General features: G+C 57.4%; 13 protein-coding genes. 9 read left to right on the top strand and 4 right to left on the bottom strand.

All coding sequences use genetic code 11. The annotated features are described in order from the left end of the window. Positions 1-62 precede the first annotated feature (62 nt). From CDA63_RS05090 to CDA63_RS20335, 9 genes are all read left to right on the top strand, one after another. Entirely contained in the window at positions 63-473 is a 411-nt protein-coding gene (locus CDA63_RS05090) for a YbjN domain-containing protein (RefSeq protein WP_088463373.1), read from the top strand. Positions 474-523: 50 nt separating this feature from the next. Next, positions 524-1,252: a PspA/IM30 family protein gene (locus CDA63_RS05085; protein WP_088463372.1), complete on the top strand. Its 729-nt coding sequence runs from the start codon at positions 524-526 to the stop codon at positions 1,250-1,252. Positions 1,253-1,276: 24 nt separating this feature from the next. After that, on the top strand, positions 1,277-1,477 hold the full coding sequence (locus tag CDA63_RS05080) for a hypothetical protein (RefSeq protein ID WP_088463371.1): 201 nt from the start codon (positions 1,277-1,279) through the stop codon (positions 1,475-1,477). Between the two features lie 137 nt (positions 1,478-1,614). Continuing rightward, on the top strand, positions 1,615-2,283 hold the full coding sequence (locus tag CDA63_RS05075; RefSeq protein WP_088463370.1) for an OB-fold-containig protein: 669 nt from the start codon (positions 1,615-1,617) through the stop codon (positions 2,281-2,283). A 45-nt stretch (positions 2,284-2,328) separates the two neighbouring features. Further along, on the top strand, positions 2,329-2,736 hold the full coding sequence (locus CDA63_RS05070) for a PH domain-containing protein (protein ID WP_088463369.1): 408 nt from the start codon (positions 2,329-2,331) through the stop codon (positions 2,734-2,736). 273 nt (positions 2,737-3,009) lie between these two features. Next, positions 3,010-5,172 (top strand): flotillin family protein, encoded by a 2,163-nt coding sequence (locus CDA63_RS05065; protein ID WP_242434550.1) that lies wholly within the window; start codon positions 3,010-3,012, stop codon positions 5,170-5,172. A gap of 251 nt (positions 5,173-5,423) precedes the next feature. Next, positions 5,424-5,855: an endonuclease domain-containing protein gene (locus CDA63_RS05060; RefSeq protein ID WP_088463368.1), complete on the top strand. Its 432-nt coding sequence runs from the start codon at positions 5,424-5,426 to the stop codon at positions 5,853-5,855. Positions 5,856-5,964: 109 nt separating this feature from the next. After that, positions 5,965-10,980, top strand: a complete 5,016-nt coding sequence (locus CDA63_RS05055) for a DNA repair ATPase (RefSeq protein WP_088463367.1) — start codon at positions 5,965-5,967, stop codon at positions 10,978-10,980. Positions 10,981-11,117: 137 nt separating this feature from the next. Further along, positions 11,118-13,160, top strand: a complete 2,043-nt coding sequence (locus tag CDA63_RS20335; protein WP_126546742.1) for a hypothetical protein — start codon at positions 11,118-11,120, stop codon at positions 13,158-13,160. A gap of 248 nt (positions 13,161-13,408) precedes the next feature. Here the strand turns inward: CDA63_RS20335 and CDA63_RS05045 are convergent, their stop codons facing one another. The 4 genes from CDA63_RS05045 to CDA63_RS05030 form a co-directional block, all read right to left on the bottom strand. Further along, on the bottom strand, positions 13,409-13,642 hold the full coding sequence (locus CDA63_RS05045) for a DUF433 domain-containing protein (protein ID WP_088463365.1): 234 nt from the start codon (positions 13,640-13,642) through the stop codon (positions 13,409-13,411). Positions 13,643-13,722: 80 nt separating this feature from the next. Next, the gene (locus CDA63_RS05040; protein ID WP_088463364.1) at positions 13,723-14,256 is read right to left on the bottom strand and encodes a YfiT family bacillithiol transferase; all 534 of its coding nucleotides are present in this window, start codon (positions 14,254-14,256) and stop codon (positions 13,723-13,725) included. Between the two features lie 149 nt (positions 14,257-14,405). Beyond that, entirely contained in the window at positions 14,406-15,599 is a 1,194-nt protein-coding gene (locus CDA63_RS05035) for a trypsin-like peptidase domain-containing protein (RefSeq protein ID WP_199797496.1), read from the bottom strand. Positions 15,600-16,456: 857 nt separating this feature from the next. After that, positions 16,457-17,116, bottom strand: coding sequence for a hypothetical protein (locus CDA63_RS05030; protein WP_126546741.1), 660 nt, complete (start codon positions 17,114-17,116; stop codon positions 16,457-16,459). Positions 17,117-17,125 lie beyond the last annotated feature (9 nt).

The following is a 17,125-nucleotide window of genomic DNA, read 5'->3' as shown; positions in this document are numbered from 1 at the left end:
CCCACCCTACTGTGCTCCTCCTTCCGCTAACGACTCCTTCCACATCCCTATTTTTTCAGCAGATGACCAACTCCTACTTTACCACCATCCGGACTTATCTGCTGGAGCTAGGCTACGAGATTCACCACGAGCACGAGGCCAGCAACCTGCTGGTAGTAAGCCGTCCGGAACTGGGCATCGACCATCTGGTGCTGGGCTGCGGCGAACCGCTCCTGATTATGGAGCAGTACCTGCTGGAGCTGCCCGCCCCCAACTGCGACATCTACCAGCGCCTGCTTCAGAAAAACCGCGACATCATCCACGGCGCGTTCGTGCTCGACGAATCCGGCCTCAAAGTGATTTACCGCGACACGCTACAACTGGATTTCCTCGACCGCTCCGCCCTGGAAACCGTGCTCAATTCCCTGGCCTTGCTACTCAGCGAGTTTGGCGACGAGTTGATTGAGTTTTCTCACTTGAGTTCTGGTGACTAACTGAGCACGTCGTCTCAAGCATCCAAATCTCCTTACCAATCCCCATTGCTATGAACTTTCTCAACCGCCTTTTCAAAATCGGGCAGGCCGAAGCCCATTCAGCCGTCAATCAGCTCGAAGACCCCATCAAAATGACCGAGCAGGGCCTGCGCGACCTGCGCGCGGACCTCGACAAGGCTCTGCACGCGCTGGCCGAGGTGAAAGCCCTGGCCATCCGGAGCCGCAACGACGCCGAGCAGGACCGTAACCGCGCCCTCGACTACGAGAACAAGGCCGTACTGCTGCTGCAAAAAGCCCAGCGCGAGGAGCTGGAGCCCGCCGAAGCCGACCGCCTGGCCACCGAAGCGCTGACTAGGAAAACCCAGCACGAAGCCCAGGCCACCCGCGCCACCCAGGATCAGACGAAGTTCGAAGCCTCGGCCGCCGGCCTCGACCAGAACGTGCAGCAACTCAAGCAAACCATTTCGCAGTGGGATAACGAGTTGCGCACCCTGAAGGCCCGCGTCACGGTGAGCACGGCCACCAAAACCATCAATCAGCAGCTGGCCCAACTCGACTCTTCGGGCACCGTGACGCTACTGGAGCGCATGAAGGAAAAAGTAGCCACCGAAGAAGCCCTGGCCGAATCGTACGGCCAGATAGCCCAGGAAAGCAGGTCTGTGGATCAGGAAATCGATAAAGCCTTGGGCGCCGACGGCAGCGGTCAGGCCTCGTCCGATTTGGTGGTCCTCAAGGCTAGGCTGGGCATCCAGAAACAGTTGGGCAGCTTCGAACTATAAGGCAATCTTTTCCCCTCTGATTCTATGACAACCCTCGAAAAAATACTGTTTTATGCTGGCTTGGCGCTGATTTTGGGTTCGACCCTCGCACGTATTTCCCATGTCATCGAACTGGAGCAGGCTTATTTTCTGATGCTGATCGGCGCGGCGCTCCAGTTCAATGGCCAGAATCGGTACAACCGCCGCTTGGTTAAGCGTATCGAAGAACTGGAGGCGCCTGGGTAAGCGGGCGAAGTGCCGGGGTGCTGGGTTTATTGTTCAGATTGCGCTACTTGCATCAGCAATACTTACCCATGCTTTTTATTTAGTCTGTCCTCTAGGATGTTAGACCCACTAGTGCCTCATCTCCTTACACTACTGCCATGAAAGAACTGCTCCACGCGGCCGTAGCCCCGGCCAACCTGCTGCCCACGGGCCTGCTGGTATTCGTGCTGCTGTATTGGCTCACGGTGATGGTGGGTTTGCTCGACTTCAAGTCGCTGGATTTGGAGGTGCAGGCCGACGTGGATGCCGATGCCGATATGCACACCGGGGCGCATGGCCACGCGGGCGAGGCGGGCACGTCGTTTATGAACGGGGTGCTGGGCTTTTTCAACCTCGGGCGGGTACCCCTGATGGTATTCGTGAGCTTCGTGGTACTGCCGTGGTGGGTGGGCAGCATTCTGGCCAACTACTACCTGGGCAACGAAACGCTGCTGGTGGGCGGTATTCTGCTCGTGCCCTTACTACTAGGCAGCCTACTAATAGCGAAGGTCCTGACTACACCTTTTGTGCACTTATTCGCGGCCATGGAGCAAGACCACGAGGGCGATAACTCGCCGCTGGGCAAAATGTGCACCGTGTTGCTACCCGCCACCCACGAGCAGGTGGGCCAGGCCAGCGTCCGGCTCCGGCAGGGTGCCCCGCTCATGCTCACCGTGCGCGCCGCCTCCGCTGCGGCCGAGCTGCGCAAGGGCGATACGGCCCTCATCATCGATTACGATAAGGGCCGCCGCTGCTACCTGATTGAGCCGTTTGAGCTGGGCGTCTGACCACCTCGGCTACTCCTTAATTTCCTATCACTTACCAACATCACTATGAAAAAGGTATTCCCTTCCGCCATCAGCTGGTGGCTGTTCGGCCCCATTATCGCCCTGCTGATTGGCATTGGCATTTACGCGGCCATGGAGCAGCGCTTGCTCGACGCGCTGGTGGTGGTGCCCGCATTAGGTCTCTTCTACTGGCTGCTGCGCTATACCTACTACGAGGTGCAGCCCGAGCAGCAAGTGCTGCGCGTGGTGTCGGGGCCGTTTGTGTGGCGGGTGCCGGTGCAGGATATCACTTCGGTGCTGCCCACGCACAATCCGCTCAGCTCGCCGGCCCTCTCGCTTAGCCGGCTCAAAATCCATTATGGCAAGTACGGCTCCGTGATGATTTCGCCCGCCGACCGCGCCGGTTTCCTGGCCGCGCTGCTGCAGCTAAACCCAGCCATTCGCCATGACTGAGCTGCTTGATTTCCTCCACCGGGGCCTGCACTGGCTCGGTGAAGTGCTCCTGGACGGCCTGCTGGCTGATTTCTTCAACTGGCTGGCCGACTGGCTGCTGACGTGAAGATGGGCGGCGTAGGGGCAGGGCGTAGCTTCGCTGTCCTTCGGTTACCCCTGCCCACCGCTTGCACCGTTGCAACGAGTCCGTTCAACGGCGGGCGAAGCTAAGCCCCGCTCCTACCTCTCCTCCACAACTCCTCTCCCTCCGAAACACTCCTACTCCCTACTTTCATGTTAGAACAACTTTCCCTGGTGGTGCTGGTCATCGTCGCCGTCTTCGTGCTGGGCTTTATCGCCATTGTGGCCCGCATGTACAAAAAAGCCGTGCAGGGCGAGGCCCTGGTACGCACCGGCATGGGCGACACGAAGGTGTCGTTCAGCGGCATCATGGTGGTGCCGGTCCTCCACAAGCTGGAGGTGATGGACATCAAGCTCAAAACCATCATCATTCAGCGGGCCGGCTCCGAGGGGCTGGTGTGCAAAGACAACCTACGGGCCGATGTGAAGGTGAACTTCTTCGTGCGGGTCAACAAAACCCACGACGACGTAATCAACGTAGCCCAGAGCATCGGCGCGCACCGCGCCTCCGACCCGGCGGCCCTGGAAAACCTCTTCGACGCCAAGTTCTCGGAAGCCCTCAAAACGGTGGGCAAGCACTTCGACTTCATTGAGCTCTACAACTCCCGCGAGCAATTCAAGCAGCAAATCCTCACCATCATCGGCACCGACCTCAACGGTTACGTGCTCGACGACTGCGCCATCGACTACCTGGAGCAAACCCCGCTCACAGCCCTCAACCAGGATAATATTCTGGACGCCGAAGGCATCAAGAAAATTATTGCCCTGACCTCGGAGCAGAAAATCCAGGCCAACTCCATTGAGCGCGAGAAGCAGAAAACCATCAAGAAGCAGGATGTGGAGGCCCAGGAAACCATTCTGCAGCTCGAAAAGCAACTGATTGAAAACCAGGAAAAGCAGAAGCGGGAAATTGCCAACATCCGGTCCCGCGAGAATGCTGAGTCGGCCAAGGTGCAGCAGGAAGAAACCCTGAAATCGGAGAAGGCCCGCATTGCCACCGAGGAAGAAGTACGCATCGCCGAGCAGAACCGCGACCGGCAGGTGCTGGTGGCCGAGCGCAACAAGGAGCGCACCGATGCCGTGGAAACCGAGCGCGTGGCCCAGGCCAAAGCCCTCGAAGTAAACGAGCGGGAGCGGATTGTGGCCCTGGCCCAGATTGAGAAGGAAAAGGCGCTGGAAGAAGAGAAAAAGAACATCCAGACCATCATCCGGGAGCGGATTACGGTGGAGAAAGCCACGGTAATCGAGGAAGAGAAAATCAAGGATACCCGCGCCCAGGCCCTGGCCGAGCGTGAGAAGCTGGTGGCCCTGACCGCCGCCCGCCAGGAAACCGAAGCCGCCACCGTGAGCATGGTGGGCGCGGCCGACATGGAGCGCCAGGCTGCCGAGTTCCGTGCCAAGCAGGCCCTCATTGACGCCGAAGCCGAAAAGGCCGCCGCCGAGTTCAAGGGCCAGGCCATCCGCACTTTGGCCGAAGCCGAAGCCAGCAAGGCTACGGCCGTAGGCCTGGCCGAAGCCCAGGTGATGCAGGCCAAGGCCAGCGCCCGCCAGAAGGAAGGCGAGTCGGAGGCCAACGTGCTCCAGCTGACGGCCGCCGCCGAGGCGCAGGGCATTCAGGTGAAAGCCGGGGCCCAGGCCGAAGCCGACGAGAAGCTGGGGATGGTAGCTGCCAAAGTGAGCCGCGAGAAAGGTTTAGCCGACGCCGACATCATTCAGGCTCGCGCCGACGCCGACCAGAAGAAGGGTCTGGCCGAAGCCGCCGTGTCGGAGCAGAAGTACGCGGTGGAAGCCAAGGGCATCGAAGCCAAGGCCGACGCCATGAAAAAGCTCGACGGGGTGGGCAAGGACCACGAGGAGTTCAAGCTGCGCCTCGACAAGGAGAAGTCGGTGGAGCTGGCCCAGATCAGCATTCAGAAGGACATTGCCGCCTCCCAGGCCGACGTTATCGGCGAGGCCCTCAAGGCCGCCAAAATCGACATCGTGGGCGGCGAAACCATGTTCTTCGACCAGATTATCGGCTCCATCACGAAGGGCAAGATGGTGGACCGCGCCGTGCACAACTCCGAGGTGCTGGGCACCGTGAAGGACGCCTTCTTCGGCGAAAACGGCGGGGGCGACTTCAAAGCCAACCTGCGCCGCTTCGTCGACCAGTTCGGCCTCAGTTCGGAAGACATGAAGAACCTGAGCGTGTCGGCCCTGCTACTCAAACTCACCAGCCAGGCCGGCGACGACGCTACCCGCAGCACCTTAAAGCAACTGACCGGCACGGCCAAAGCCCTGGGCATTGGCGAGACGCCGGTGAAGCTGCTGATGTAAGGGCCTCGTGTTGCGCCTTACGTGCGCCTCACCCCCTAGCCCCCTCTCCGAAAGAGGGGGGGACTAGCTTCTAACTTTTTAGAACTAGTGCTAAAAGCTAGCTCCCCTCCTCAGCTGAGGAGGGGTTGGGGGTGGTTGACAATCGTTGCCCGTAAACCACCTGTTATGGCATTGTTCACGCAGCATCAACACCCCTAGCCCCTCCTCAATTAAGGAGGGGGACTAGTCTTAGCCTTTAGCTTTCTAACGCAATGGATGGCAAGCCCCCAACCAACCACGTCCATAATCTCGGCTATCAGAAACCAATCCGCCGGGCGCTACGTGGTAGCCTGACCCAAGCAGAAACCCTATTGTGGAAGGCGTTGCAGAACAGCCAACTGGCCGGCCGTAAGTTCCGGCGGCAGCACGGTATCGGGCCGTACATCGTGGATTTCTACTGTCCAGCGGAACGGCTGGTGGTGGAGCTGGACGGGGCGCAGCATTTTACGGCCAGTGGCGCAAGCCATGATGCGGAACGCGACGCTTACCTGAACGCACTGGGCTTTTGGGTCCTGCGGTTTGAGAATAGGCTGGTTCTGAATCACCTGGAAAGTGTGTTAGCAGCTGTTGAGGCGGCTTTTCAACGGGTCGTTCCACCAACATCAACCACCCCTAGCCCCTCCTCAGCTGAGGAGGGGAACTAGTTTTTTGCTTTTAATTCTAATTATCACCGACTGGCTGCTAGCATTAAAAACTAGAAGCTAGTCCCCCCTCTCCTTTTTCGGAGAGGGGGCTAGGGGGTGAGGCTACCATATGGAACAACTCGAAACCGGCACCTACGAAATTCTGCGCAACCGCCTGCACGCCGCCAGCACCGAGCTGCGCCAGCGCCTGACTACGCTCAACACCGAGCGCAAGCAGGTGTTCGGGGCCGTGGATACGCGCCTGCTCGGGACGGGCCGCATTACCACCGACAACAACTGCGTGGCCTGGGACCTGGTGCCCGTGGGCGAACAGTTTATCTTCGGCTACAACGTGGTGCTGGGCCTCAAAACCGAACCCGATCTGGCCGACGTGTTCGGGGTGTATGCCTACCAGGACCACGAATTCCGGCCCCTGGGGCTGGAACTGCTGGCGCAGCCGCAGTTTATGGAGGAGTTCCGCAACCTCTACCGCTACTACAAGAACACCCAGTTCGTGAAGTTCGCCGTGCGCGGGGCCCACCTGTTCATGGTGTTCCAGATTGGCAAGGGCGCTTCGGATGTGAAGACGTTTAAGTGGCTCATGCGGGGCGACACGCTCACCTACCTCGACAACCGCTCCGACCACGAGTACAGCTTCCCGCCCCAGCACGAGTTCCAGTGGCAGCGCGCCACCCGCGACATGCACCGGGGCGGGAAGCACCCGCACGTGAGCATCGAGGACAAGGTGTTCGTGGAAACCGTGGGCGGCGACCTGACCATCAAAATCGAGGATAATACCGCCACCGGCCAGGGCATTCTGAGCGAGCCGGTGGACGACGCCGACCAGACCCTCGACGACTCCGAAATCTACTACGCCGTGGTGGGCAATTTGGTGCTGCTGCGCATCCGGCCCTACCAGGAAACCCGCTACCGCCACTTCCTCTTCAATCATAAGCTCCAGACTGCCCAGCGCCTCGACGCGCTGGCCGACGCCTGTTTGCTGCTGCCCGACGGCCAGGGCCTCATCTTCCCCCACGGCTTCTACCTCCAGACCGGCGACCATAAGCTTTTCGATAATGGTCTGCGCGACATGGTGTTTGAGAAGCGGCTGGCCTCGCCCAACGGCGAGGATTTTCTGTACGTGTTTTATCAGAAAGACAGCGGCCTATACCTGCTGCTGAGCTACAACCGCATTGCCCAGCGCGTGGACAACCCCATTGTGTGCCACGGCTACGCGGTGTTTGAGAACGGGGAGCTGTGCTATTTCCGCACCGACGAGGAGCCCAAGAAGCACCACGCCGTGCAGATCTGGCAGACGCCCTACACGGGCGTTGATTTCGAGCTGCCAGTCACCTCCGATTCCTACCTCTACAAGCTGGGCAACAAGGAAATTGTGCGGGCCATGAGCGAGGTGCAGGAGGTGCTCACGCTCACCGGCAAGGACGACTCCTACGCCGGCCTCTACCTCGACCTGATCCGCCAGACCACGGCCCTCACCGACGCCTACCACTGGCTGCGCGAGCCCGCCACCCAGAACCTGGCCGAGCCCCTGGCCGACATCCGCCAGGCCGCCACGGCCGCCGTGGAGGAGTTCGAGAAGGTGCGCGGCATTCGTAAAGGCACCGCTCAGCAAACCCAAATGGTGTTTCAGCGGGCCACCGAGCTTACTGACCGCATCCGCCGTAGCGCCCCCGACGACGTGACGGGCTTTGTGGAGCAGCTGGGCGAGCTGCGCACCGTGCGCGGGGCCGTTATCGGCCTCAAGGAGCTGCGCTACGGGGAGCTGCCGGCCGTGGAAAGCCAGGCCGAAGCCCTGCAAACCCTCAGCCAGGAAGTGGCCGCCCAGACGGTGAAGTTCCTGCTCCGCGACGACGCGCTGGCGCCCTACGAGCAGCGCGTGCAGGCCATTGCCGAGGCAGTAGCGCTGGTGAGCAAAACCGTGGAAGCCGACCAGCGTGAGCAGGAAACCGCCGCCGTGGCCCGGGAGCTGGAGCTGCTGATTGAGGTGGTCAGCAACCTACCCATCCCCGACCCCACCCAGACCACGGCCATCATCGATCGGATTTCGACGGTATACGCCCGCTTCAACCAGATTCGGGCGGCCCTGAAGCGGCGGCGGCAGGCGCTGGCCGGCACCGAGGCCCAGGCCGAGTTCACGGCCAAGCTCAAGCTCCTCGACCAGGCCCTGACCAACTACCTCGACCTGGCCGACACGCCTGCCAAGTGCGACGAGTACCTGACCAAGCTCATGGTACAGCTGGAGGAGTTGGAGGGCAAGTTCCCCGATTTCGACCAGTTTCTGGAGCAGCTCACCACCCGCCGCGAGCAGGTGGTGGAGGCCTTCGACACGAAGAAAACCGGCCTCGTGGCCGCCCGCAACCAGCGCGCCACGGCGTTGCTGCAAAGCGCCGAACAGTTGCTGAAAGCCGTGCAGAGCCGCCTGGGCCGGCTGGCGGCGGTGGCCGATATCAACGGCTACTTCGCGGCCGACCTGATGGTGGAAAAGGTGCGCCAGACCGCCCAGGACCTGCTGGCCCTCGGCGACTCGGTGAAGGCCGACGACGTGCAGAGCCGCCTCAAAACCCTGCGCGAAGACGCCGTGCGCCAGCTCCGCGACCGGTCCGACCTGTTCGCCGACGGCGGCCAGACCCTACGGTTTGGCATCCACGCTTTCACGGTGAACACCCAGCCATTGGAGCTGACGCTGGTGCTGCGCGACGACGAGCTATACTACCACCTCACCGGTACTAACTTCTATCAGAAAATTACCGATGACACCCTGTTGGCCGCCCGGCCAGTCTGGGACCAGACGGTGGTATCGGAAAACGCGGCCGTGTACCGGGGCGAGTACCTGGCCTGGCGCGTGCTGCAAGCCGCCCACCACCCCACCCCCGCCAGCACCGAAACGGGCCGGGCAGCGGTGCTGAGTGTGCCCGAGCTGGCCCACCTGAGCGAGGCCGAGCTGCTGAGCTACGTGCAGCAGTTTATGGCTTCGCGCTACCAGGAGGGCTACCTAAAAGGCGTGCACGACCACGACGCGGCCCACCTGCTCACGGCCCTGGTGCGCCTCACCCGCACCGCCGATCTGCTCCGCTACCCCGCCGATACCCGCGCCGCCGCCGCCCTGTTCTGGCTCCGCTTCGCCGCGCCCGCCCACCGCGCCCACTGGCAGCAGCAGCTCCAGGGCATCGGCGTGCTCCTGCAAATCTTCCCCGACTCCCAGCAGTTCGACACGCTCAAAACCGAGCTGCAAGCTGCTGTGGACGACTTCGCCGAAGAAACCGGCCTCTTCACCCTGGAGCAAGTGCAGGAAGCGGGCGAGTACCTGTTTCAGGAACTCACCCACACCGGCAGCTTTATCATCTCCCAGGAAGCCGCCGACGGCTACCAGCAGTTCGAAAAGCAGCTCCACGCCCGCCAGGCCACCGACCTGTTCCAGCAGTCCATTCAGCAGCTCCAGGACCAGCCGGTGGCCCAGTTCCGGCTGGTGCAGCAGTGGGTGGCTAGTTGCCTCACCCCCCAGCCCCCGCAAACGCTAGATGCGCGTTACCTTCAGAGAGGGGGAGCCACGGCGGCGCAAACCGCCGAATTGACCATCTCGATAGCTCAACAAGTTTCAGCAGAACCACAATCGTCAGGCTCCCCCTCTCTGAAGGAGAGGGGGCTGGGGGGTGAGGCAACCGAGGTAGCCGTCCTGCTGCTCACTCAGTCCTTCGACCCGGCCCGGGTCATCCATACGCCCACCCGCGAAACGCTTTTCGATTTCCAGGGTACCCACCCGCGCCTGAGCCCCGAGCGCACCTACGCGCTGGATTTTCCGGCTTTCCGGCGGCGGTTGCGCCAGTTTGAGGCCGTCACGGTGCCCCGGTTCGAGACATTTCAGGCCCTGAAGAAGCAGCGGCTGGCCGAGGCTACCGAGGCGCTGCGCCTGGAGAGCTTCCGGCCGCGGGTGCTCACGTCGTTCGTGCGCAACCAGCTCATTGATCAGGTGTATCTGCCGCTGATTGGGGCCAACCTGGCCAAGCAGATTGGCACGGCCGGCGAGGGCAAGCGCACCGACCTGATGGGGCTGCTGCTGCTGATTTCGCCCCCCGGCTACGGCAAAACCACGCTCATGGAGTACGTGGCCAACCGGCTGGGGCTCATCTTCATGAAAATCAACGGGCCGGCGCTGGGGCACGCCGTGGTCAGCCTCGACCCGGCCCAGGCGCCCAACGCCGGGGCCCGGCAGGAGCTGGAAAAGCTTAACCTGGCCTTCGAGATGGGCGACAACGTGATGATTTACGTGGACGACATCCAGCACTGCCACCCCGAGTTTCTGCAGAAGTTCATCTCGCTCTGCGACGCCCAGCGCAAGATCGAGGGCGTGTACCAAGGCCGCCCGCGCACCTATGACTTCCGGGGCCGTAAGGTAGCCGTGGTGATGGCCGGCAACCCCTACACCGAAAGCGGCGACGTGTTCCAGTTGCCCGACATGCTGGCCAACCGCGCCGACATCTACAACCTCGGCGACATCCTCACGGCCGGCTCCGAGGCCGCGTTCCGCCTATCCTACCTCGAAAACGCCCTCACCAGCCACCCCACCCTGGCCCGCCTCGCCACCCAAAGCCCCCAGGACGTGCCGGCGCTGCTGCGCCTCACCGAAACCGGCTCGGCCGAGGGCCTCAGCTTCGAGGGCAACCACTCGCCCGAGGAGCTCAGTGAGTACGTGGCCGTGCTGCGCCAGCTGCTGCGCCTGCGCGACGTGGTGGCCCAGGTGAATGCCGCCTATATTGCCAGCGCCGCCCAAGCCGACGCCTACCGCACCGAGCCGCCGTTCAAGCTCCAGGGCTCCTACCGCAACATGAACAAGCTGACCGAAAAGGTCCGCCCCGTGATGAACGACCAGGAAGTAACCGACCTGCTGGCCGCCCACTACGCCAGCGAGGCCCAGACCCTAACCAGCGCCACCGAGGCCAACCTGCTCAAGCTCCGCGAGCTGCTCGGCTGGCTCACCCCCCCCGAAGCCGCCCGCTGGGAGGAAATCAAAACCACCTACCGCGCCAACCTGCGCAACTCCGGCGCCGGCCAGCTCCTCCAGCTACTGGAAAAGCTGGAGGGCATTACGGGTGGGTTGAGTGGGATTCGGGAGGTGTTGAAGAAATAGAGCTAACTGCTTTAGCAAAATTTGGCTATAAAGTCGCAAATTGCCGTCAGATGCAAGACACATTTAGTCTGAACTTGTGATGTCTCTCAAACCGCATTTACGAACGATACAAATCTCTTATCTTAAATCCTCACAAAATGGAAGTGCCAGTAAAAAATATTGTTGAAACTGTAGATTTAACAAATGATGATGTTTTATTACCATTAATGGAATGTGTCGTTAATTCTATAGTTAGTCTACAAAAAACAGATCTAATAAGCCAGCAGAGGAAAATTAAAATAGAGATAGATAGAGGTCCATCTATAAGCAATCCAACATTTGATGATTATAAAAGTATAATATCATTTAGAATAACGGATAATGGCGTAGGCTTCGACTCAAAAAATTACAACTCGTTCCAAACACCATTCTCACAAGTTAACAGAGATTATGGGTGCAAGGGGGTTGGCCGATTCACTGTTCTTGCGGCATACGAGGAATACATAGTTGATAGTACATATCAAGAAGATTCTAAGTGGTACAATAGAAAATTCAAGTTTACTTCAGACAAGGAAGTAGAGAATATAAGCCTTAAAGAGACCCAAAGCAATATTTACACCACCACGGTATCGATAAATAATTGCAATAACACCCATCTTCTCCAAGCTTCAGCAATGTCTGCTACTCAAGTTGCTGAGGCTATTATGCAACACTGCTTGATATATTATTTAAGCGGAAGCTTGCCGAATATATATTTAAATGACATACATTATAGCAAAAGCATCAGCTTAAATGACTTATTTAAAAAAGTATCAAAGGACAAAGAAAGAACATTCTATATAAAAAATAATGAATTTAAGATTTATATCACAAAGACACATAAGGAAGGAAATAGAAGAAATAACTACGTTCATTATTGCGCAAATAATAGAACAGTCGGCAGCCCTAGAAATTTAAAACATATCAACAGCATATTCAGCTATCCAATACTCATAAATGGAATAAGCTATTTCTTTGATATTTATATAGTATCAGATTACTTAGATTTGAAGACATATCGAACTAGAAATGGCTTTACAATTCCCAAAGAAAATGAAGATAATTTATTTGGGTTAAATAATATAATTTCATTTCAAGAGATAGAAGAAAATATATCCTTAATAATCGAGAATGAATACGATACATTTGTGAAAGATGCCAAAGCCAAAAATATTCGATTTATAAAAGACTATATAAAGGTAAAGGCACCTAGATATAATAGTTTTTTAAAGAATGAATCAATTTTACAATCTATACCACCCAATCTATCGGAGGATAAACTCGAAGAATTTTTGTATAAAATATCATATGAAGCAAGAAAAGAAATTGACAAGAATATACAATCTTTTATTGACAATAAAACAATCAATGAGAAAGCCATTAGCGAAATTATAAATGATATAAGAGATAAGACTGCATATGATGTAGACAGTCTTGCAGATTATATGACTAGACGCAAAGCAATACTTCAACTGTTTGACAAGTTTCTTGATGCTGATGAAAAAGGGACTTATAAGTTAGAAGAGGACATTCATAATATTATCTTTCCTTTGGGATTAACTAATGGCGATTTGGAGTATGAGAATCACAATCTGTGGCTTTTAGATGAAAGGTTTATATCTTATAAATTCATAGCATCAGATAAGCCAATTACATCATACTCACAAATAAAAAGTAGCAAAGAAATTGACTTATTACTTATAGATAATTCAATATACACCGAGCCTGAACAAATGTTCGATAATCCAATCAGCTTTGGAGACAAGAATAGTGGAGACGTAAATTCATTAGTGATATTTGAATTTAAGCGTCCTGGCGATATTGCTTATCAAAAGAGAAAAACGGATTTTACTTGGGAGTTTTCGGATTTAATCGAACCATATTTTGATAAATTTCTTTATGAATCTGTGAAAAAAAATTGGAAAGGAAATCAAGTAAATGTCAAAGAAACTACACCTAAATTTGGGTTTATAATTGTAGACAACATTCCTGAACAATTAGTTAGATATAATAGAAATAAGGGATGGAAAGCGACTCCTTTTGGAACTTACTTTAAAATGACACCAGAAACCAATTTACATATAGAAGTCATGACTTTTAGAAAGCTATTAGAATTTTCCACAAGCCGTCATGCACCCTTTTTCGATAAACTTTTCAAATAGTAGATAACGGTTGTATGTGTAGAAATAGAAACGTCCCGCCGCAACCGCGCCGGGACGTTTCTATTCCAAAAATCGTCAGGCTCCCCCTCTCCCGGAGGAGAGGGGGCCGGGGGGGTGAGGTGCTACGGCGTACCGTTGCCGCCCATGGCCCCGTACACCTGCCCGGTGGTGTAGCTCGACTGCGAATCGGCCAGCAGCACGTAGATGGCGGCCAGCTCCGCCGGCTGCCCGGGGCGACCCGTGGGAGCTTAGGCCACTGAAAGCAGCACCACGCTTTCCTTGTAGGCGGCATAGAGCAGGCAGGCCCGCACCTGCTCCGGCCCGATGGCCGGGAAGTCCTCGGCAATATCGACCGCACTCATGCCGTTGGCCAGCATCTCCAGCACCTCAGCTACTGTTGTGCGGGTACCCTTCACGATGGGCTTGCCGAACCGCACCTGCGGGTTTAGCCCGATATGTTCGTGGATGGTGGCAGTGTTCATAGTGGCAAATTCCTAAGTCAGACAACGATGAAAGGTAACAAAAAACGCCCCGGCAGCTACCGGGGTGGGCTGGGGCACCACTACGCCGCCAGCAGCCCAATGTGCCCCAGATGGTGGCGGCCGTGCCAGCTGTACTGCACCAGCGCCTGATCGAGGGAGTAGGTCCGGTCGTAGAGCGGGTGGTAGAAGGTGCGCTGCCACTGCTCGTCGGTGAGGTGCCAGAGCAGCGTGACCCAGCGCGAATGCAGCGCCTCCAGCAGCGCCAACGACACCGTAACGGGCACCGCGTCGTTGTCAGGCAATTCGGCCCAGGCGTTGATATCAAAGGCCCGGATAGTGGGGTTGTCTTCGGTGAGGGCCAGCCGGAAACGGAGGTAGAAGTTCAGGTGCACGTCGGCCACGTGATGGATTACCTGCCGGCCGCTCCAGCTGCCGGGGCGGTAGGGCTGCTCCAGCCGCACGCCCCCGGCCTGCCGGGCGGCGGCGGTGAGCTGAGCCGGCAGCGCCGCCAGCTGCTCGATGTAGCCGGCCCGCTCGGTGGCCGTGAGCGGTTGTTCGGGCAGCACGGGAGGCTTGCCGATGGGATATTGCAAGTCGATGAGGGGCGTTTCCATGCGGGTTGCGTGGTTAGGGAACGTAGTTGATGGCCGCCGCGCTGGTCTGGGCGTAGCTAAAGCAGTTTAACAAGGAGTATCTGGCCGGCCCGGAGGTGGTGTACTGGTAATTCGGGCGGTTCGGGCGGCCGGAGGAAGGAGTCGGGGGCTTACGCTCCGAGCGAGAAGTTGAACACCACCCGCGACCCATCCGGGGCAATAGCCAGCATCTGGATCATACCATTTTGGGCCGAGAGTAAGGCGCGGTCAATATCCTGGGGATTCTGAATGGATTTGCCATTGATGAAGGCAATGATGGTTCCGCTCGGGATGCCAATCTGGTCGAAGAAGCCACCCTGCCGGACGGCGGCTACCAGCACCCCGGCCTGTAGATTCAGCCGTTGTTTGAGCGAGCTGGGCAAGGGCGAGAAGCTGGCCCCGAGCTTCGTATAGATCTTATCCAGATCGGTATTGCTTTTGGCCGTTGCCGGGGCCTCCTCTCCTTTCAACGTGGCCGAGGTGGAGCGGGTCTTGCTGTCCCGTAAGTAGGTCAGCTTAACAACATCACCAGGACGGTGTCGGGCTATCCGTTCGGAGAACTCGGCGGACGAGTTCAACTGCATGCCGTCGATGCGTTGGATAATATCACCCTCCTGTAAGCCGGCGGCGGCGGCGGCGCTATTGCCGAGGACCCCGGTGATGTAAACGCCTTTCACGACGCCCGGCTGGAGCCCTTGCTGTTGTAAGAATTGCGCCTCGGCAGTAGGCGACGGGAAAGACACGCCCAATAGCCCGCGTTTTACTGCGCCATATTCCCGCAAATCTCCCAGAACTTTCTTGGCCAGATTCACGGGGATGGCAAACGCGTAGCCGGCATAGCTGCCCGTCTGGGAGGCAATGGCCGAGTTGATGCCAATTAGCTCGCCATCTGTGTTTACCAGGGCACCCCCGCTATTGCCGGGGTTAATGGCCGCATCGGTTTGGATGAACGACTCCACCCCCAGGTTACCCGTGGGCCCGGCATTGCCATTACGGCTGGGGCGGTTGATAATGCCGATGCTACGCGCTTTGGCACTAACGATACCGGCCGTGACAGTGGTATTGAGCGAAAAGGGATACCCCACTGCTACCACCCATTCGCCCACCTGCACGCTATCGGAGTTGCCGAGTTTGATGCTGGGCAGGTTGTCGGCCTTGACTTTGATAAGCGCCAGGTCGGTATTCGGGTCCCGGCCAATCAGTTCCGCCGCAAACTGCCGGTTGTCGGGCAAAACCACGGTGATTGTAGTGGCATTTTCTACCACATGATTATTGGTGGCGATGTAACCGTTGCCGCTGATAAGCACCCCGGAGCCGGAGCCCATGGCTTGGCTGCCCCCGGGAGGGGAGCCGTACGCCTGACCAAACGCGACATCAGAATCCGCGGGAGCATTATAGGTCGTTTTAATGTGTACGACTGCGGGCGTTGCCGCCTTGGAGGCCTTCACAAAGTTTCCAATACCCGCTGAGGCCGTGCTTCTGGGGGTATCGTCGGCCGGAGTATCGTCGGCTAAAAATGCCGTTCCGGTGCGCTCAGTAGCGGCTGCTTCGTCGGGGCTTTGCTTGGTAGTGCAACTTGCACCACCCAGTTGCAGGAGGCAAGAGCTACTGAAAAGCAAAAGGATAGTCGATTTTCTCATCGGAATACTTTTAGGTAAGGAATCAGGAAACCGCTGCCTAGCGCGCCCGAGCGGGCGGTAGAGTTCTTGCTTTGAGGCAGCGGAAAATTATCTAAACGCAGTTAAGCGCTTCCGAGATATTCATTCAGCAAACTGATGGGTAGCATGCAAAAGGAAAGTCGCAGCTATGTCCCGACGCAATATCGGGGTGCCACGCAGTAAGAGTTACGCCGATGCAAGTGCTGCCTCGGGTATCATTTGCGCTGCTTGCCGGGTGGTGCGGTTGGCTTCTTCCTGCATTGTACAGGGGATACAACAGTTGAGCACGGGCTGGATTTCAGCCGTTGTATTTTCCGGAAAAAGGCTATCAGTTTTTTACCCTGAATACTGCTTTTCTAAATGACCACATGCCAGATCTGCCCCAACGGTTTCAGGAAAGCGAGCAACCTCGGAACACGGCAATTTTGCAGACGAGCTGTTGGTGAAATTGGCCCAGAAAGTCGTATCCGACCTCTTTTATTCCCTTAGCAGAAACTTCCGCTTCCAATCTAGGCTACTCCAGTCTACCTGAAGTTGCAACTTGTGCCACTCCACAAGCTGGTAATAACGGCCTCCTTTCCGGGTCCATCCAGCAGCCCGTACAGGCCGGAAGTGGTAGAAAACTCCTGCCCCAACGTCGATTCAAAAACCTTGATGACGTAGGCGCCTTCCAATTCGGCCCGGGTGGAGCCAATACCGACCCCGGCCATGGTGGCTACTTTGGGCGTTGCGCCACTGGCCGCCCCCGCGTACCAGCCCACAAATTGCCACTCCCGGGCAGCACGGGCTTTGTTCTGCTGAAATACCAAGGTCAGCCCGTTGCTCCACGAAGCCATTTTCAAGGGGCCAGCCCCACATTCGGTATTAATCCCGACGCTCTTGGGCTCAGCTTGTAGCACCTTGCCGATTATCGCCATCAGCTCCCGCTGCGGCATGCCAAAGGGTATCTCCCGGGTAGAACCCGTCGGCTGGCTCACCAGCTGTAGCGCATTCGAGGTCAGGGCCAGCAGCTGCGGGCTTGCCGAAACCGTATCCGGCGATGCGGCGCTTTGCGTTGGCTGGGCTGGGCCGGGCATGGCACTAGGCGCAGTCGCGGTTATTGGGGAACTCTGCGCGGCGTCAGAACCAGGCTGACAGCCAGCTAGAAGAGAAATGAGCAGCGGAACGAGCAGAAGTTGTTTCATAGAACAATG

This window comes from Hymenobacter amundsenii, assembly GCF_002204745.1.
GTDB classification, from domain to species: Bacteria; Bacteroidota; Bacteroidia; order Cytophagales; family Hymenobacteraceae; genus Hymenobacter; species Hymenobacter amundsenii.
Note: the sequence above shows the minus strand (reverse complement) of the source record. Positions and strands in the feature narration are given on the sequence as shown.